This window comes from Nonomuraea sp. NPDC050790 (genome assembly GCF_044456745.1).
Lineage (GTDB): Bacteria > Actinomycetota > Actinomycetes > Streptosporangiales > Streptosporangiaceae > Nonomuraea.
Genome location: NZ_JBITGF010000015.1, coordinates 66,447 through 83,538 on the forward strand (window position 1 = coordinate 66,447; position 17,092 = coordinate 83,538).

Annotated in this window: 19 protein-coding genes; 10 read left to right on the forward strand and 9 right to left on the reverse strand. The window is 70.1% G+C overall.

Annotated elements, in window-relative coordinates; all coding sequences use genetic code 11:
• The first annotated feature begins 37 nt into the window (after positions 1–37).
• Genes ACIBEJ_RS47560 through ACIBEJ_RS47575 form a run of 4 tightly spaced genes read left to right on the forward strand, consistent with a single transcriptional unit; the run spans position 38 to position 2,895 of the window.
• On the forward strand, positions 38–685 hold the full coding sequence (locus ACIBEJ_RS47560) for a sulfotransferase family protein (RefSeq protein WP_397189626.1): 648 nt from the start codon (positions 38–40) through the stop codon (positions 683–685).
• Positions 682–1,053 (forward strand): hypothetical protein, encoded by a 372-nt coding sequence (locus ACIBEJ_RS47565; protein ID WP_397189627.1) that lies wholly within the window; start codon positions 682–684, stop codon positions 1,051–1,053. Before ACIBEJ_RS47560 ends, ACIBEJ_RS47565 begins: the two co-directional genes overlap by 4 nt.
• Positions 1,050–2,294 carry an FAD-dependent oxidoreductase gene (locus ACIBEJ_RS47570; protein WP_397189628.1) on the forward strand — a complete coding sequence of 415 codons (1,245 nt, stop codon included), beginning with the start codon at positions 1,050–1,052 and terminating at the stop codon, positions 2,292–2,294. Before ACIBEJ_RS47565 ends, ACIBEJ_RS47570 begins: the two co-directional genes overlap by 4 nt.
• 46 nt (positions 2,295–2,340) lie before the next feature.
• Positions 2,341–2,895, forward strand: coding sequence for a YciI family protein (locus tag ACIBEJ_RS47575; protein ID WP_397189629.1), 555 nt, complete (start codon positions 2,341–2,343; stop codon positions 2,893–2,895).
• On the opposite strand, the gene ACIBEJ_RS47580 is transcribed toward ACIBEJ_RS47575, so the two are convergent.
• Positions 2,896–3,765: a LysR family transcriptional regulator gene (locus ACIBEJ_RS47580; RefSeq protein WP_397189630.1), complete on the reverse strand. Its 870-nt coding sequence runs from the start codon at positions 3,763–3,765 to the stop codon at positions 2,896–2,898.
• Positions 3,766–3,861: 96 nt separating this feature from the next.
• Between ACIBEJ_RS47580 and ACIBEJ_RS47585 the strand changes: the two genes are divergently transcribed.
• The gene (locus tag ACIBEJ_RS47585; RefSeq protein WP_397189631.1) at positions 3,862–4,803 is read left to right on the forward strand and encodes a zinc-binding alcohol dehydrogenase family protein; all 942 of its coding nucleotides are present in this window, start codon (positions 3,862–3,864) and stop codon (positions 4,801–4,803) included.
• 68 nt (positions 4,804–4,871) lie between these two features.
• On the opposite strand, the gene ACIBEJ_RS47590 is transcribed toward ACIBEJ_RS47585, so the two are convergent.
• Positions 4,872–5,003 carry a hypothetical protein gene (locus ACIBEJ_RS47590; RefSeq protein ID WP_397189632.1) on the reverse strand — a complete coding sequence of 44 codons (132 nt, stop codon included), beginning with the start codon at positions 5,001–5,003 and terminating at the stop codon, positions 4,872–4,874.
• A 42-nt stretch (positions 5,004–5,045) separates the two neighbouring features.
• Positions 5,046–5,222, reverse strand: a complete 177-nt coding sequence (locus ACIBEJ_RS47595) for a hypothetical protein (RefSeq protein ID WP_397189633.1) — start codon at positions 5,220–5,222, stop codon at positions 5,046–5,048.
• Between ACIBEJ_RS47595 and ACIBEJ_RS47600 the strand changes: the two genes are divergently transcribed.
• Positions 5,221–6,141, forward strand: a complete 921-nt coding sequence (locus ACIBEJ_RS47600) for a hypothetical protein (RefSeq protein WP_397189634.1) — start codon at positions 5,221–5,223, stop codon at positions 6,139–6,141. The two genes, ACIBEJ_RS47595 and ACIBEJ_RS47600, sit on opposite strands and share 2 nt — an antisense overlap.
• A 75-nt stretch (positions 6,142–6,216) precedes the next feature.
• Here the strand turns inward: ACIBEJ_RS47600 and ACIBEJ_RS47605 are convergent, their stop codons facing one another.
• The 3 genes from ACIBEJ_RS47605 to ACIBEJ_RS47615 all read right to left on the reverse strand — a co-directional run bounded on the left by ACIBEJ_RS47605 (position 6,217) and on the right by ACIBEJ_RS47615 (position 7,817).
• Positions 6,217–6,600 carry a hypothetical protein gene (locus tag ACIBEJ_RS47605; protein ID WP_397189635.1) on the reverse strand — a complete coding sequence of 128 codons (384 nt, stop codon included), beginning with the start codon at positions 6,598–6,600 and terminating at the stop codon, positions 6,217–6,219.
• 214 nt (positions 6,601–6,814) lie between these two features.
• Positions 6,815–7,195, reverse strand: a complete 381-nt coding sequence (locus tag ACIBEJ_RS47610; RefSeq protein WP_397189636.1) for a winged helix-turn-helix transcriptional regulator — start codon at positions 7,193–7,195, stop codon at positions 6,815–6,817.
• A 73-nt stretch (positions 7,196–7,268) separates the two neighbouring features.
• Positions 7,269–7,817 carry a TetR/AcrR family transcriptional regulator C-terminal domain-containing protein gene (locus ACIBEJ_RS47615; RefSeq protein ID WP_397189765.1) on the reverse strand — a complete coding sequence of 183 codons (549 nt, stop codon included), beginning with the start codon at positions 7,815–7,817 and terminating at the stop codon, positions 7,269–7,271.
• 79 nt (positions 7,818–7,896) lie between these two features.
• Here ACIBEJ_RS47615 and ACIBEJ_RS47620 point away from each other — a divergent pair, with 79 nt between their 5' ends.
• Together ACIBEJ_RS47620 and ACIBEJ_RS47625 are read left to right on the forward strand one after the other, a co-directional pair.
• Positions 7,897–9,126: an FAD-dependent monooxygenase gene (locus ACIBEJ_RS47620; RefSeq protein WP_397189637.1), complete on the forward strand. Its 1,230-nt coding sequence runs from the start codon at positions 7,897–7,899 to the stop codon at positions 9,124–9,126.
• Positions 9,127–9,275: 149 nt separating this feature from the next.
• Complete coding sequence (locus ACIBEJ_RS47625; RefSeq protein WP_397189638.1) at positions 9,276–10,442, forward strand: FAD-dependent monooxygenase; 1,167 nt, start codon at positions 9,276–9,278, stop codon at positions 10,440–10,442.
• Between the two features lie 190 nt (positions 10,443–10,632).
• Here ACIBEJ_RS47625 and ACIBEJ_RS47630 read toward each other — a convergent pair whose 3' ends face one another.
• The gene (locus ACIBEJ_RS47630; protein WP_397189639.1) at positions 10,633–11,091 is read right to left on the reverse strand and encodes a hypothetical protein; all 459 of its coding nucleotides are present in this window, start codon (positions 11,089–11,091) and stop codon (positions 10,633–10,635) included.
• A gap of 342 nt (positions 11,092–11,433) precedes the next feature.
• Between ACIBEJ_RS47630 and ACIBEJ_RS47635 the strand changes: the two genes are divergently transcribed.
• Complete coding sequence (locus ACIBEJ_RS47635) at positions 11,434–12,021, forward strand: hypothetical protein (RefSeq protein WP_397189640.1); 588 nt, start codon at positions 11,434–11,436, stop codon at positions 12,019–12,021.
• A gap of 167 nt (positions 12,022–12,188) precedes the next feature.
• Here the strand turns inward: ACIBEJ_RS47635 and ACIBEJ_RS47640 are convergent, their stop codons facing one another.
• Both ACIBEJ_RS47640 and ACIBEJ_RS47645 read right to left on the reverse strand, forming a co-directional pair.
• Positions 12,189–13,331, reverse strand: coding sequence for a serine hydrolase domain-containing protein (locus tag ACIBEJ_RS47640; protein ID WP_397189641.1), 1,143 nt, complete (start codon positions 13,329–13,331; stop codon positions 12,189–12,191).
• A 75-nt stretch (positions 13,332–13,406) separates the two neighbouring features.
• Positions 13,407–16,160, reverse strand: coding sequence for a BTAD domain-containing putative transcriptional regulator (locus ACIBEJ_RS47645; protein ID WP_397189642.1), 2,754 nt, complete (start codon positions 16,158–16,160; stop codon positions 13,407–13,409).
• Positions 16,161–16,260: 100 nt separating this feature from the next.
• Here ACIBEJ_RS47645 and ACIBEJ_RS47650 point away from each other — a divergent pair, with 100 nt between their 5' ends.
• Positions 16,261–17,082 (forward strand): alpha/beta fold hydrolase, encoded by an 822-nt coding sequence (locus tag ACIBEJ_RS47650; protein WP_397189643.1) that lies wholly within the window; start codon positions 16,261–16,263, stop codon positions 17,080–17,082.
• The last annotated feature ends 10 nt before the right edge of the window (positions 17,083–17,092 follow it).

Here is a 17,092-nt window from a genome sequence, read left to right on the forward strand (position 1 = left end):
TGTGATGAATTCACCCCCACCAGAGGCAGGCGAGAACATGATCGAGGTGATCGGCGCGGGGCTGCCGCGCACCGGGACCACGTCACTGAAGGCGGCGCTGGAACGGCTCGGCCACGCCCCCTGCCACCACATGCAGGACATCCGCGCCCATCCCGACCAGGTGGCAGCATGGCTGCGCGCCGTGCACGGCCCTCTCGACTGGCCCACCGTGCTGAACGGCTACCGCGCCGCCGTGGACTGGCCCAGCTCCCACTTCTGGCGTCCGCTCGCCGGCGCCTACCCCCAGGCCAAGGTCATCCTCACCGTCCGCGACCCGCGCGCCTGGCACGCGAGCCTGCGCAGGACCGTCTTCGCCCTGCTGCGCAACGCCGACGCCGCGCCGCCGGAGTTCCAGCCCGTGGTCACCGGCCTGCGTCCGTTGCTGGAGCACCTGTGGCGGGAGACGTTCGGCCGCACGCTGGACGAGCCGATGCCCGAGGTCGACCAGGCGGTGGAGGTGTTCGAACGGCACACGGCCGAGGTCACCGCGGCCCTGCCCGCCGACCGGCTGCTGGTCTACCGGACCGGTGAGGGCTGGGAGCCGTTGTGCGCGTTCCTCGGCGTTCCGGTGCCGGCGGAGCCGTACCCGCGCCTGAATGACAGCGCATCGGCCCAGGCTCGGCTGGGGAGGGTGATCGGGTCGTGAACCTGCGCATCCTGCTCGTGCTGCACGGCCTGGTCACGGCCGCGGCGGGCGTGGTGCTCATCGTGGCGCCCGGACTGATTCCGGCCGCCGTCGGCGTGCGTGTCCCGGCGGACGCCTACCTGGTCTGCTACCTGCTGGCCGCCGCGGAACTGGCCGTGGGCTACCTGTCCTTCGCCGCCCGCGACCTGCGCCAACGCGAGGCGACCCGTCTCGTCGTGTGGACCTTGATCGTCTTTCACGCGTGTACGGCCGGCGTCGAGGTCTACGCGTTCACCCGCGGCGTCCACCCCGGCATCTGGGCGAACGTGGCCGTGCGCCTGGCGGTCATCGCCCTGTTCGTCCACTACGGACTGAAGGAGAGGACATGACCATCGAACGCACCGACGTCCTGGTATGCGGCGCCGGCCCGGCCGGCATGATGCTGGGCCTGCTGCTGGCCCGCGCGGGGATCAAGGTCACCGTCCTGGAGAAGCACGGCGACTTCCTGCGCGACTTCAGGGGGGACACCGTGCATCCCGCCACCGTCCGCCTCATGGACGAACTCGGCCTCGGCCAGGGCTTCCGCGCCCTCCCGCAGAGCCGCCTGGGCAACCTCTCGCTGCCCGCGCCGGACGGCAGCCTGGTGACGCTGGGCGACTTCGAGGCGCTGCCGCCGCCGTACAACTACATCGCCATGGTGCCGCAATGGGACCTGCTCTCCTTCCTGGCCGAGGCGGCGAGCGCGGAGCCGGGGTTCTCGCTGCGCATGAACACCGAGGCGACGGAGCTGGTCACCGCCGGGGGCAAGGTGATCGGTGTCCGGTACGGCACGGCCGGCCGTACCGGAGAAATCCACGCGGAACTGACGGTCGGCTGCGACGGCCGGCACTCCACGCTGCGCCGGCAGACGGGGCTGGCGCCGGTGGAGTTCCGGGTGCCGTTCGACGTCTGGTGGTTCCGGCTGCCCCGATCGGACCAGGCCGGAAGCGTGCCCGCCAGCGTCACGCCGGTGGCCAGGGGCGCCGAGGCGATGATCTCCCTGGCCCGCGACGACTACTACCAGATCGCCTATTTCGCCGCCAAAGGCTCGGACGCACGGCTGCGCGCGGAGGGGATCGAACGTTTCCGCGAGCGCGTCGCCGCCCTGCGCCCGGACTTCGCCGACGAGGTGAAGCACCTGGCGAGCATGGACGAGGTGTTCATGCTCGACGTGAAGCTGAACCGGCTGAGGCGCTGGTACCTGGACGGGCTGCTGCTCATCGGCGACGCCGCGCACGCCATGTCCCCCGCCGGAGGAGTGGGCATCAACCTCGCCATCCAGGACGCCGTGGCCGCCGCCGCCATCCTCGCCGAACCGCTGCGCCGGCGGCGCGCCGTCACCGTCGCCGACCTGGCCGCCGTGCAGCGACGCCGATACCGGCCGACCGTCATCGTCCAGACCGGCCAGCGGATTTTGCAGCGCGTCATGTTCGAGGCCCAGTTCTCGGGCAAACGCTCGGGGCCGCCGCCGTTCCTGCTCTTCGTCACCCGGATCTTCCCGCGCCTGCGCATGTTCCCCGCCCGATTCGTAGGCTTCGGCCCCCGCCCCGAACACGCACCCACCTTCGCCCGACGCCCCAGCCCCGGCTGATCCGTAAACCTGCACGTGCCGTGATCTCGTGATAGACACCCTCAGCATGGAATTCTTCTGTTATCACCGCGATCGCCCCGGTTCCGGGGCCCTGCGCGACAAGCTCATCGAGGAGCACTGGTCCTACATGGACCACTTCGATGCCCAGCTGATCGCCCGCGGCCCCACCCTGGACGGTGACGACCGTGACATCGCCACCGGCAGCGTGCACATCGTCGATCTGCCGGACTCCGCCGCCGCCCGCGCGTTCGCGTTCGACGAGCCCAACTACCAGGCGGGCGTGTACCGGGACGTGCTGCTGCGCCGCTGGCGCAATGTGCTGGGCCGTACCATGTGGGACTTCGCCGGCGGACGCGAGGGCAGCGACCGCTATCTGGTTCTCGGGCTCGGCGCCGGACAACCGGCCGACCTCGTCCCGCCGCAAGACCGGCAGGACGATGTGGTCGCCTACGGGCCGCTGCTGTCCGACGACGGCGACACCTGGCTCGGCACCGCGGTCCTGGTCAGGGCGCCGGATCCGGGTACGGCCCGCACCGTCCTGACCCCGGACCTGTACGCGAGCGTCGAAGTCCACGCATGGGAGTTCGGCGGACGACGATGATCACCGGGCGACGCCCTTGATCGCCCGCAACTCACTGAGCAGATCGCGGATGATCGCCGATCCGGCCAGCTCAGGCGTGGTCACGTAGCCCACGTGGCGCAGCGGCGCGCCGTCCCCGAGCTCGACCGTCGCGACCCTGGCGGGCGCGCCAACCGTGGACAACCTGGGCACGATCGCCGCCCCAAGCCCATGCCCCACCATCGACATCACCACCCCGTCGTCCTCGACGGTGATGTCGCCGGGCGGAATCCACTCCTGACGCGCCAGCCAGCGCCGGGTCTCCTCCGCGCAGTTCTCGTGCCAGTCGATCATGGGCAGCGTCCGCGGCTCCGGGTGCCCTTCCGGATAGGCCAGCAGGTACGGCTCCGCGTACAACTCCTTCGTCACCAGCCCGTCCACGTACACCGGCAGCGAGACCACCCCCACGTCGGCCCTCCCGTCCGCCACCTCCCCCGCGATCCCCCGCCCCAGGTCGGGCACGATCCGCACGGTCACCGTCACCTTCGGATACCGCCGCCCGAACCGCACCAGCACCCTGGGCAGCAGGTGGAAGGCCGCGCTGCGGAAGGCGGCCACCCGGATCGTGCCCGTGACCTCGCCCCGCGCGGCGGTACGGGTGTCGATCTTCATGACCTCGATCAGCCGCAGGATGCGCCGCGCGTGCCCGACCGCGGCGGAACCGGCGGACGTGGCCCGCGCGCCGCCCCGTCCGCGCTGGAAGAGCACGGCGCCCATCTTCTTCTCGGCCGCGCGCAGGGCATGCGAGACCGCCGACTGCGTCAGGCCCAGCCGTACCCCCGCCGCCGACACGCTGCCTTCGCCGTCGACCGCGACCAGCACGCGCAGCTCGCCGACACTCAGATCATCCACAACGACGACAACGTATGAAAAATCCTCATACATCCCGCGCCATGCATAAATCCCACCCGCTACCTGCGCAAGCACGCGGCTCCTAGCCTCTACGGCATGAGAGCAATGGTCGCAGAACGCCTCGGCGAGCCCGATGTCCTGACCCTCGCAGACCTCCCCGACCCCACGCCGGGCCCCGGCCAGACCCTCCTCGACGTCGAGGCCGCCGGCCTCAACTTCGCCGACGCCCTACGCCTGCGCGGCGTCTATTCGCCGCCGCGACTCCCGTTCATCCCGGGCGGCGAGGTCGTCGGCCGCGACCGGGACGGCCGCCGCATGCTCGCCTTCGCCGCCAGCGCCTTCGCCACCAAGGCGCTGGTGGAGGATCCGGTCGAGATCCCCGACGACCTCCCCGCGGGCGCCGCGCTCGCCCTCCTGGTCCAGGGCCTCACCGCCTGGCACCTCCTGCGTACGGCCGCGCGCGTCCTCCCCGGCGAATCGGTCGTCGTCAACGCCGCGGCAGGAGGCGTAGGCCACCTGACGATCCAGTTGGCCAAGGAGTTCGGCGCCGGACGGGTCATCGGCACCGCCTCCACCCCCGACAAACGTGCCCTGGTCCTCCGGCTCGGCGCCGACGCCGCCATCCCCGGCGAGGCCGACGGCTACGCCGAGCGGGTCCGCGAAGCCAACGGCGGCGCCCCGGCCGACGTGATCCTCGACGCCGTCGGCGGCCCCGTCTTCGACGCCGCGCTCCGTACGCTGGCCCCCTTCGGCCGCCTGATCACCTACGGCGCGTCCGGCGGGACCGACGCCGCCCCCATCGACCCCAGGATCCTCAGCGAGCGCAACATCACCGTCGGCGGCTACTGGCTGGGCGCCCACCTGCGCCTGCCCGGCAGCCGCGCCGCCGAGCCGCTCCAGGACCTGCTCGCCCTGACCACCTCGGAACGCCTCCGCCCCCTGGTGGGCGCCGAGTACCCCCTCGACCAGGCCGCGACCGCCCTCACCGCCCTGACCACCCGCCACACCACCGGCAAGGTCATCCTCCGCATGCCGTAAGGCCCCTGCGAGCGGCGTCGGCGATCCCGGAAAGCCCACCCAGGTGGGGCCGGCCTGTTCGACTACACCTAGACCCCGGCGCTGCGGCCGGCGTTCCTCGGCAAGGACCGGCGGCGCTGGACGTCGGCGAAGCTGCTCGCCGTGGGGGTGAAGCACGATCCGGTGTTCGCGCCGGGCAGGTAGTGGGCGTACAGCAACACCAACTACACCGACGCCCCCTGGCGCGGCTCCCACGCCCGAGGTCACGAGCCCGACGCCGCCCACATGCCGCCGAGCGTCCCGCCCGCGCCGCGGCACTTCGCCGGTGCGCGGCACAGCGGGCACGTGAACGTCTCCGGCAACAACCCCGGCTGGGGCGGGATGGCCGGAGCCGTGGTCTCCACCACGCGGGACTGGGCCCGCTTCCACACCGCCCTCATGTCCGGCAGGCTCCTGCCCGCCGCCCGACTGGCCGAGATGCGCACCGCCGTACCGGTTGAACCCGTCGGGCCGGTGGCGCGTCCGTTTGGTATGAAGCGATCGCGTTTGACCGTCATCGCGGTGGTAACGGCGCTGTGCGCCTGCGGCCAGGCTGGTGCGGGTCCGGTGCCCACCGCGGCCGGGACCGAGACGATCGTGTTGTCGCGGGCCGATCAGCCCAAAGCACATCGACCCACTCTGGAACGGCTCAAGCGAGAGGCGGCATCGTCAGGCCGGTCCCTGGAGGAGGTCGTCAGGCGGTACGCGACGCGGATGGCCGCCACCTCTTCGCCCAAGCCGACGGACTTCGAAGGTTATGACCCTTCGGTGACCGACCCGGACGTGACGATCGACGGCATTCCCTACGCAGAACTGATCGACCTCAGCACCCTCGCCAAGTCGGAAGGCATCACCTACGAGGAGGCCATCGACCGCTTCGGCTCGCAGTCGTCCAACAGCCGGGTGATCGACCAACTCTCCGCCGAGTTCCCCGACGAGATCTCCGGCGTCAGATACGTCGACCGCCAGGCGGGGCTGCGCGTCGGATTCAAGGGACCCGTCCCGCCTCGCGCGGTCGAACTGGCCAGGGCCCTCCCCCTGGAGGTCACCCTGATCGGAGGTAAGGGGTTCTCCGCCGCGGAGCTCCGGCAGGCCCAGGACACGGTCGTTTCCTGGCTCCGATCCCGTCCCGAGGTGGCCACGATGACGGCGCGTCCAGATGACGAGACCGGCCAGGTCAAGGTGACGGTTCAGCCGAAGGTGGTGCCGGACGACGCCGAGCAGTTCAAGCGTGGCCTTCGGCTTCCGCGGCTGGACAATCCGCATATCACCGTCGAGGTCACGCTCTCCGCCGAGCCGATCGACGTTCAGCGAGAATGAGGCGGATCAGCATTCTTGGATCCAGGCTTCACCTGGACCCAAGAATGAGACCTGATCGAACTCGAGGAATAAGATTTACGGGCTGCTGATGACGGTTACGGTGATCGGATTACGAGTGAAGTAAGCCGTTTCGTTGATTTTCAGGTTCACGCTCCGGAGCTTGGACTCCCCCGGATATCTGAACCAGAACGTGATACCCGTGCTGCGCGACTGCACGGACGTCACCGACAAGAGATTGACCGTACGAGAGCCGTTCCCCCGGTAGCAGTGCACCGGAGGATATCCCTGCCGGTTGAACCGGGCCGCGGCATTGTTGCTGCAGCTGACGGGCACAAGTGCCATGGTGCTCGCGCCGCCGCCGGCCGCCGCGACCGCGTCAGCGCTGACCGCGGTTACGCTGCCCAGCGTCATGGCACCAGCCAATGCGATCTTGGCGATTGGTCTGAACTTGCTCTTCATCTTCCTCCCTTCCAGGCGTCTGTGTCTCGAATTCATTGAGCAACACGACGCTAAGGGAGATGGGCGGACGGCAGCATCAACCCGGGAGTGGATTTCCGCCTCCATCACAGAACCTACGGCACCTCAACCCAGCGCGGTAGACGAACGCCTTCACCCGCCTCGCGAGGTATCGAGCACCTCATCCCGGAGGCTCGATGAGACATGCCCATTTCCGTCAGGTATTGAAGCTGCGGCGGGCTGATTCGATGTGGGTGAAGTACTCGTGGGTCCAGCCGCACAGCAGGTCCACCGTGGCGCGCAGGGCCTGGCCGGGTTCGGTGAGGGTGTATTCCACCTTCGGCGGCACCGTGGGGTGCACCTTTCGCACGGCCAGGCCGTTGCGTTCCAGCATGCGCAGGTTCTGGGTGAGCATCTTGTGGCTGATGCCCTCGACCTCGTTGCGCAGTTCGCTGAAACGCAGGGTGCGCTCGCCGAGCACCTCGATGATCAGCAAGGCCCACTTGTTGGCGACGTCGGAGAAGATCTCCCGCGCCAGGGAGTCGGCGCGCCTCAGGTCCGCCTCGTCGGACAGGTTGCTCGGCCCTTTGCTCGCCATCGGGTTCCCCAGTCACTGAAAAACGCCACGTCAGCCATCACTCTCCTACAGCTCCGCAGTAACCACAAGAGAGTCAGGTCCCGACGCGGCGGGCCAAGCCGTCGAGGATGAGGGTCAGCCCCGCCTCGAACGCCGACTCGTGATCGATCAGCGGCACGTCGGCCGGCAGGTCGGAGCCGAGGTCGGCCTGTTCTTCCAGGACGCTGCCGACGGTGAAGCGGCCGGCGGCCAGCATCGCCATCTGGGCGTCGCGCTCGGGCACCCCGGAGGCGAGGAGGAAGTCCATTTTGCGGCGGAGCCGGGCGAGGTCCGCGGTGGGGGTGGTGCCCGCGTGCAGGCGCGCGCCGTCGCGGCGCATCAGCAGCGTACGGCGGAAGCTGCGCGTGTTCTCGCGGAACCAGTCACGCCAGTCGTCACCCGCCCTGGGCAGCGGCGCGGTGGCGTGGGGGGCCATCGCGGCCTCCGCCATGGCGTCCAGAAGGTCCTTCTTGGTACGGAAGTGCCAGTACAGCGACGGCTGCTCGACGCCCAGCCGCTTCGCCAGCCGCCTCGTGCTGACGGCGTCGAGGCCGACCTCGTCGAGCAGGTCGAGCGCCGTGGCGATGACGGTGTCGCGGTTCATCTTGGTCACGTTGACAATCTATCGCTGATAGATGACTCTAAAGGAGAATCATTCACTGATAGATTTTGAGGTGATGGCCATGAAGCTGCGGATCCTCGTCGCCGGAGGCGGCATCGCCGGGCAGGCGCTGGCCTTCTGGCTGACGCGGGGCGGCCACCAGGTGACCGTGGCCGAACGCTTCCCGGCGCTCCGGGCCACCGGAGCCCAGGTCGACCTGCGGGGCCAGGGCATCGAGGCGGCCCGGCGCATGGGGCTGCTCGACGCCATCCGCCGTGAACTCGTGGACGAGGCGGGCGTCGCGTTCGTCGACTCCCGCGGCCGGGCGAGGGCCACGATCATGGCCAACACCTCGGGCCGGGGACGGCAGAGCCTCACGTCCGAGTACGAGATCATGCGCGGCGACCTGGTCCGCATCCTGCACGACGCGACAAAGGACGACACCAGCTACGTCTTCGGCCTGAGCGTGGACGGCTTCGAGCAGGACGAGCACAAGGTCGTCGCGCACTTCTCCGACGGCTCGTCCGGCGAGTTCGACCTCCTGGTCGGCGCGGACGGTCAGGGCTCACGCGTACGGCAGGCCATCCTCCCCCAAGGCTCCGACCCGTACTGGCGGGTCGGCATCCACATGGCGTACTGGTTCGTCCCGCGCATCGCCTCCGACAGCGACATCCGCGACACCTACATGGTCCCGGGCGGCCGCCAGATCATGCGCCGCAGCCACAACCCAGCCGAGACCCAGGTGTACTTCGTGCTGCGGGAGGAATCCCAGCAAGCCTCCGCCATCCACCGGGAGCCCGTCGAGCGCCAGCAGCAGTTCTGGGCCGACCGTTTCCGGGACGCCGGATGGCAGACCGAGCGCTTCGTCGCTGGCATGAAGACGAGCCCGTTCTTCTACTCCCAGGAGATCCTCCAGGTACGCACCGGCACCTGGTCCGAGAACCGCGTGGCCCTGACCGGCGACGCCGCGTACTGCCCTTCCCCCTACAGCGGCATGGGAGTCTCCGCCGGCCTGGTCGGCGCCTACGTCCTGGCCGGAGAGATCAACCGGCGCCCGCACGACCTGCCGACCGCGCTGGCGAACTACGACACCGTCCTGCGCCCCTTCGTCGACGAGGTCCAGGCCGAGGTCAACCCGCGCCTCCTGCGCCTGGGGATGCCGATGACCCAGGGCGCGATCACCGCCTTCCAGACGGTCACGGGGCTGGCCACCTTCCTGCGCGTCCCGGATCTCGTCGCGCGCTTCTCGAAGGAGGACCGCGGCGGCGCCTGGCGACTGCCCGCCACCCCGGCGCCGCTGACCGCCGTCTGAAGGCGATCACCTCCGGCCCCGCGTGGAACGGCGGCCTCGCCAAGCTCCCGAGCTTGGTCGTTTCATGACCAGCCCCTCAGCTTGAGGAGATCGCACCCCGGTTACCTTTTGTGGCATATCAGCTACATTGTGTCACACAGGGAGTGCTTGTGAAGGTCGCCTGCGTCGGCGGCGGGCCCGCCAGCCTGTACTTCTCGATCCTGATGAAGCGGGCGGACCCGTCCCACGAGATCACCGTCTACGAACGCAACCCGGCCGGATCGACCTACGGCTGGGGCGTAACGTACTGGGACGAACTACTCCGCAGCCTCCACGGCGCCGACCCCGAGTCCGCGAGCGCCATCAGCGAGAACTCCGTGCGCTGGGACAACTGGGTCGTACACCTCCACGACCACCCGAAGGTGAATCTGGAACAGACCGACGAGGGCTACGGCATCGGCCGCCGCGAACTGCTCGCCATCCTCGCCGAGCGGGCCCGCTCCCTCGGCGTGCGGATCGAGTACGACCGCGAGATCACCGTGGAGGACGACCTCGCCGACGCCGACCTCGTCGCCGCCTGCGACGGAGTCACCAGCGTGCTGCGCGAGCGCCACGCCGACCACTTCGGCACCAGGGTCACCGTCGGCCGCAACATGTACACCTGGCTCGGCACCACCAAGATCTTCGACGCCTTCACCTTCGCCTTCGTACGCACCGACCACGGCTGGATCTGGTGCTACGGCTACGGGTTCGGCAAGGAGCACAGCACTTGCGTCGTCGAGTGCTCCCCCGCGACCTGGAAGGGACTCGGGCTCGACCAGGCGAACGAGGAGCACGGCCTGGCCATCCTGGAGAAGCTCTTCGCCGACCTCCTGGAAGGCCACTCGCTGATCGGCCGGGCGCGCTGGCAGAACTTCCCCACCGTGACCAACCGGACCTGGCACCGCGACAACCTCGTCCTGCTCGGCGACGCCGCGCACACCACGCACTACTCCATCGGCGCGGGCACCGCCCTCGCCCTCGGCGACGCCGCCTTCCTGGTCGACGCGCTCCACAGCGAGCCGTACCTCGAGACCGCGCTCTCCCGCTACGAACGGCAACGCATGCCCTCGATCCGATCCACCCAGAAGGCGGCCCGCAACAGCGCCCGCTGGTACGAGAACCTCTCCCGCTACATCAACCTGCCGCCGTCGCAGATGTGCGTCCTGCTCGGCCAGCGACACTCCCCGGTCCTCCCGCACATCCCGCCACGGCTCTACTACCTGGTGGACCAGACCGCCGAATGGTTCGCCTCCAAGGCCATCCGCCCGCCGAAGGAATCGCCCGATCACGCCTGACCGCGCTCCCGGCCCGCAAGCGCGAGGGTGAGCCGGCGGCGAGACCCAGTCGGTGCCACTGGCGGTGGCGCGCTCCCGCTACCGATCCGGCAGCGGCGGCCCCATGCCCGATAAGCCCCTGTTCAGCGCCCACGTCAGCATTTATCGGGAGCCGGGATGCCCTCGCCGCCTGGTCTCGATCAAGCCCTGGTCAGGGGTAGATCGTGTAGGTCGAGGTGTTGTTGCACACGATCGTGCTCGGGAGGCAGCGCTTGGCCCGGATCGTGATCCGGTCGAGGTTGGTGCGGGAGATGGACCACTTGAAGGTCTTGTGGCCCTTGTTCCGGCCGGCCTCCTTGTACTCGCCGTAGATCTCGCCGCCGTCCTTCTTCTTGAAGGAGACCTCGACCACGGCCGTCCAGGTGTCGTTCTTGGTGTCCGTCACGCTGCCGCGCGCCTCGCCGTAGCCGTTGGTGCAGAGCTTCAGGACGTAGCTGACGAAGCCGTCCTTGGTGTTCAGCTTGCTCCACTTCTCCTTGCAGCCGGCCGTAGAGGCGCTGAAGGAGGAGGTGGTGGAGGCCGTGGCGGTCGTGGCGGGCGCCAGTACGGCGAGGGCCGCCGAGACCCCGACAACGGTGGCGAGCATCTTCGAGGGAGAGAGCTTCCGCATGGAATTCGATCCTTGTCAGTCAACGAGAACTTCGCGGTGCTCGTCCGGTGATCAGGAGCACCGCGAGGAATGCTAAACACCGGCGGTATAGCGGCGGTATGTTCGCAGCCGTCACGGACGGACGAGCCCGCCCGCCAGCACCGGCCGCGCGCATGCCCCCGGTGTGCAGAACGGCCAGGCCGTGCACCAACGCCCAGGCGGCACGCAGCGCGGTGTCGCGAGGCTGAAGCCGTCCAGCCCGCGCTCGGCGATCGGCTCCAGCGACACCTCCATCAGGACCCGTGGGTGAGACGCCGCTCGCGGCGCACCGGCCGCACCCTCCTGCGCAGCACTCTCCGTGTCATGGACCTGATCGAAGGGCGTCTATCCACTCCCGCCGCTCATGAGCGCTCCGGCCGGCCGGGCCCGGGTGACGCTTTGACCCTGTCGTGCTGCAGTGGTGGGATGGAAAGCACGGTCGCGGCCCTCATCGCAGTCGTCGGCACGCTGCTCGGCGCTGCCGTCACGCACATGTTCCAAGCTCGGAAGTCGGCTCAAGATCGGCAGGCCGCCCGCGGCGAGCGGTTGTGGCAGGAGAGGCTGGCCGCCTACAGCTCGTTCGCCGAAGCGCTGACCGACTTCCGGAGAGTGCAGAACGACCGGTGGCACCTTGAACAGGAAGACTCGACAAGTGAGGCGTTCATCCGGATGCGGGATGAGTCCTACAAGGATCGGGCGAAAGTGACAGCGGCCATGTTCCGGCTTCGTCTTCTCAGCTCTGACGAGCGCCTGAACGACCTGGCTGCCAGGGCGTTGACGGAGGCAGAGGACATCCCGAACGCCATCAACGAAGCTGACCGTGCGGCAAGGGGCCAGGCGGCGCGCAACCTTCTCCGTGAGTTCGTGGAAACGGCTTCGCAGCAGATCGTGCAGTTCGGTGAGAACGGATGAGCCGGCTGCACAGCGGCGGCTGGTTCCGAGTTCGGCTCATGGATGGGGTCCGGGTCTGGGTGCTGTCGCGCCGGGACTGCGTCGGGCATGAGCGACCGGTCTGAATAACGGGCGGGCATGACAGGCAGCCGGGTGAACTACGGGCCCGGCTGCCTGTGCCCCCGTGGTTACGCGCCCAGGGTGAAGCCGAATTCCGCTTCGGCGATGGTGAAGGGCACGTCCCAGCTCTTCGCCTCCGTGTTGGTGTGGAAGGCGAAGGCGGTTCCGGTGTCCGGGTTGCTCAGGGCGAAGAACATGTGGCCCCAGTAGCTGCCGGCCATGCCGCGGATGGTGAGGCCGCCGGTCACCGCCCTGTCCAGCTCGAACATGCCCAGGCCGTAGCGGGTGTGCGGCAGCCAGCCGGCGCCCTCGGTCGAGACCGTGGTCCACATCTTGCGGTGCTGGCCAGAAGGCAGCAGGGTGCCGCCGGCCAGGGCGTTGAGGAGGCGGATGGCGTCGCCGGTGGTCGAGACGATGTTCCCGGTCTCCCAGGAGGTGTTGAACTCGGTGACGTCGAGGGGTTCGAGCCCCGGCTCCTCGAACGCCGACTCCCAGTTGTCCGTGGTGACGTCCGCCGGGTCCACGCCGTCCTTGTAGAACTGGGTCGAGTACGCGCGCGGCGACGGACCCAGGTAACCGGTGTCACCACCGCTGCGCGCGTAGGTGTTGGCCAGGCCGAGCGGCTGGATGACCACGCGCTCGATCTCCTCGGCATAGGTGTTGCCGGTGACCTTCTCGATGATCGCGTTGGCGATGTAGAAGCCGCCGTTGGCGTACAGGAAGCGCTCACCGGGCTGCCCGACGGGCGGCTGGGACACCGCCAGCTCCAGCAGCTGGTCACGGGTCCATTCGTCGAAGCGGTGCTCGTCGAACCTGGCCCGGCTGGCGTAGTTGGCGATCAGCGCCGGCGCGAGGCCGGTGGCGAACAGGCCGCTGGTGTTGCCGAGCAGGTGCTTGATGGTGATCCGGTCGCCGTCGTAGCCGTTGGTCAGCACGCCGGGCAGCCATTTGTTCACCGGGTCCTCAAGGTCCACCCGGCCCTCGGCCTCCAGGGTGAGCAGTACCGCGGCGGTGATGCCCTTGGCGCCGCTGCCGATCGGCAGGTACTCCCCCGGCACGCGCGGGGCTCCGGTCCTGAGATCGGACACTCCGGCGGTGCCGAACCAGGAGCCGTCGGCGTTCCTGACCTCGATGGCGATGCCGGGGATGCCGAGTTCGGCCACCGCCCGGTCGAGAATCCGCTGGGTCTTCTCGTGCCCGTTGCCTGTCATGTCGTGCCTTTCGCAGAGCTGTTCCTGACGCTCCCGACGATGCCGACCGGCGCTGACAGCGCGCTCACAGCGCTGTTACACGGGGCGCGACGCGTGTAAGCGCTCGAGGATCCGGGCCGCGGCGGGCGGGTCCAGTTCGCTGAGGATGGCGTGTGCGTCCTGCCAGGATCGGCGGGCCGCCGCGAGGTCTCCGCCCGCCTGGTGGAGGTCGCCGATGTCGGCGAGCGTGCTGGCTTCGCCGTAGCGGTCGCGCAGCCGTACGAAGAGATCGAGTGCCCGTTGCCGGCAGTCGAGCGCCTTGGCCCGGTCGCCGCGGTCCTGATGGATCTCCCCGAGACACGACCAGGTGTGGGCCTGGTAGGCGAGGTTGCCGAGCCTTTGGTGCATGGTCAGGGCCTGTTCGCACGACTCCAGTGCCTGGCCGTGGTCGCCGAGCCTGCCCTGGTACCAGCCGACGTCGGTGAGGGCGATCGCCTGGCCGTACTCGTGCTGGATCTGCGTGAAGAGGCGCAGGGCGTCCTGTGCGGCGGCCAGGGCTTCGTGGTCGTGGCCGCCCTGGAGGCCGTACAGCAGGTCGCGGTAGTAGTGCGTCCACGCCTGACCGGCCGTGTCCCCGGCGTCGGCGGCGAGTTCGAGGGCCTGGCGCAGGTGCAGGTGGGCCTCGTCGTGGTGGCCGAGGTCGGTGTAGGAGGACCCGAGGTGGCGATGGGCCCTGGACAGGGTCGTCGTCTCGCCGAGGCGCCGGGCGGCGTCCAGCGCGGCGTGCTGGGCGGTGTTCCTGCTGTGCCAGTGGCCCTGCCGGTGCAGGAAGACGTCCAGCGTCCAGGCCAGGTGGCACACCTCGCGGTCGAACCCGTGCGTGGCCGCCTGGCCGATGGCCGCAAGGAGCACGTGCCGCTCGGCGCCGAACCAGGCGACGGCCTCGTCGGCGTCGCCCAGGTCCTCGGCCTGGACGCCCGGCGCCGGTGCGGGGAGGGCGATGGTTTCTCCGTGCTGGAACAGCAGATGGTCGGCGCGGTGCGCGGTGTGGACGTAGTGGTCGAGTGTCCGCCGGATGGCCGCCCGCCGCTCCTCGGCTGGCTCGTGCTCGCCGGCCTGCTCGCGGGCGAACGCGCGCAGCAGGTCGTGGAAGGCGTACCGGCCGGGAACGTGCTCGTTGATCAGATGGGCCCGCGTCAGCTCGGCGAGGAGCGGTCGTACGCGGGCGGCGGGCAGGCCGGCGACGGCCGCCGCGGCACCAGGGGTGATGTCGGGGCCGGGATGCAGGCCGAGCAGCCGGAACAGGCGCGCCGCCGGTTCACCGAGTCCGTGACAAGACCAGGAGAACACTGTACGCGCGCTGCTGGCCGGGTCGCCCCCGTCGAACCCGTCGAGGCCCCCGAGCTGGGCCGCCACCGAGGCCAGCGAGAACCGCGGGTTGGTGGCGGCGCGCGCGGCGACGATCGCCAGGGCCAGGGGCAGTCCGGCGGCCTTGCCGACGAGTTCCCTGGCCGCGGATCGCTCGGCGCGCACGCGCTGCTCGCCGAGCCGGCGGATCAGCAGGTGCTCGGCCTCGCCCTCACCGAGCGGGTCGAGCCCGAGCGGACGGGCGCCGGCCGTGACCAGTCCGGGGAGCCGGTTGCGGCTGGTCACCAGCACCAGGCAGCCGGGCGCGCCGGGCAGCAGCGGCACGACCTGACCGGCGTCGCGGGCGTTGTCCAGCAGTACCAGCGTGCGCGTGCCGGCGAGCATGCTGCGGTAGAGGCCGGCCTGCGCCTGCGGCCCGGCGGGCACGGCCTGCGGCGGAACGTCCAGCGCGTCGAGGAATCCTCTCAGCGCGTCCGCCGGCGCCAGCGGCGTACCGGAGGGGTCGAAGCCGCGCAGGTTGACGTAGAGCTGGCCGCCGGGAAAGTGGTGGGCCACCTGGTGCGCCCAGTGGAGCGCGAGCGTGGACTTGCCGATGCCCGGGGCGCCGGTGACGGCGCAGACGACCGTGCCGCTCCGCCGTTCCAGCAGCCTGTCCAGCTCCGCGAGCGCGGACGCGCGTCCGGCGAAGACCTCGGTGTCGGCGGGAAGCTGGCGCGGGACGACACGGCGTGCCGCCCGCGTCGGGCCGGCCGGGGACCTTCCGGCCAGGAGCGCGGCGTGCACGCGCCGAAGTTCGGGCCCCGGCTCCGTGCCGAGCTCGTCGGCCAGCCGGGCGCGCATCATCGCGTACCGCTCCAGTGCCTCGGCCGGCCGGCCCAGCCGCTCCAGGACGATGAGCAGGCGTACCCACAGCGACTCGCGCAGCGGATGCCGGCCGGTCAGCTCGGTCAGCTCGGCCAGGGTGACGGTCAGGTCGGTGGTCCGCGGCACCTCCAGGTCGACGCGGCGCTCCAGCGCGGCGAGATACCGCTCCTGGAGCCGGGTGGCTTGCGTCTGTTCCAGCCATTCCGACCAGATGTTCGCGAACGGCATGCCGCGCCACAGCCGGAGGGCCGCCACCAGGTCATCGTGTTCGGCCGCCTGGTCGGAGGCGGTCGCCGCCCGGTCGAGCAGCCGGACGAACCGGACGGCGTCCACCTGGTCGGGCTCGGCCAGCAGCGCGTACCCGCCGTCTCGGGTCTCGATCAGCTCGCCGCCGAGCAGGCGGCGCAGCCGGCTCACGCTCGTCTGCAGGTTGGTACGGACGTCGACGGCCGATTCCTCGCCCCACACCGCGCTCGCGAGCCTGTCCACCGACACCGGCACGCCGGGCGAGAGCGCCAGCACCGCCAGCAGCGCCGGCAGCCGTCCCGCGGGCAACGTGACCACCCGGCCGTCCACCACGACGCGCAACGGTCCCAGCAGGCAGATTTCGAGCGTCATCTCGCCCGGGGGCTGGTCATGTCGGCATGGTAGAGGACTTTTAGCGATGTTTCAGCGTGGTGGGGTCTCCTCGTCTCTACCCGAATCCAGAGGAGTCGACATGAACATCGTGACCTCGGCGGACGGCACGCCGATCGCCTACGACCGCGCGGGAAGCGGCCCCGCCGTGATCCTCGTGGGCGGTGCCCTCACTAGCCGCGCGCAGGGCGTGGGGAACAACGCGCCGCTGGCCGCGGAGCTGTCCGCGCGTTTCACCGTGTACAACTACGACCGGCGCGGGCGGGGCGACAGCGGCGACACCCGCCCCTACACCCTGGAACGGGAGATCGAGGACATCGAAGCCCTGATCGCCGAGGCGGGCGGGACCGCGTTCCTGTACGGAGTGTCCTCCGGCGGCGGACTCGTGCTGGAGGCCGCGGCGGCCGGCGTCGCGGTGTCCCGGTTCGCCGTGTACGACGTTCCCTACGCCGTCTCCGCTGATGTCTACCGGCGGACCAGCGCTTACGTGGAGCGGCTCGGGCCGGCGTTGACGGCTGGGCGGCTCGGCGACGCCCTTGAGCTGTTCATGCGGCTGGCGGGGTCTTCGGAGGAGGAGATCGAGGGGGCGATGGCCTCGCCGTACTGGACGCCTATGCTGCCCCTCGCGCACACGCTCGCCTACGACGCCGCGGCCGTGAACCACTACCGGCCGCCCGCCGACCGGCTGGCGAAGATCACGCGTCCGGCGCTGGTCGCCACCAGCGGGGTGAGTCCGGAGGCGCAGGCGGGTATGGGCGGGCTGCCGTCCGACTTCTTCGACCGGGCCGCGGAGGCGATCCGCGCGAGCGTCCCGCACGCGGAACGCCGGGTGCTCGCCGGGCAGTCGCACGCGCCTGACCCCGCGGCGGTCGCGGCGATGCTGACCTCGTTCTTCCGGGACTGACACCCCCTGT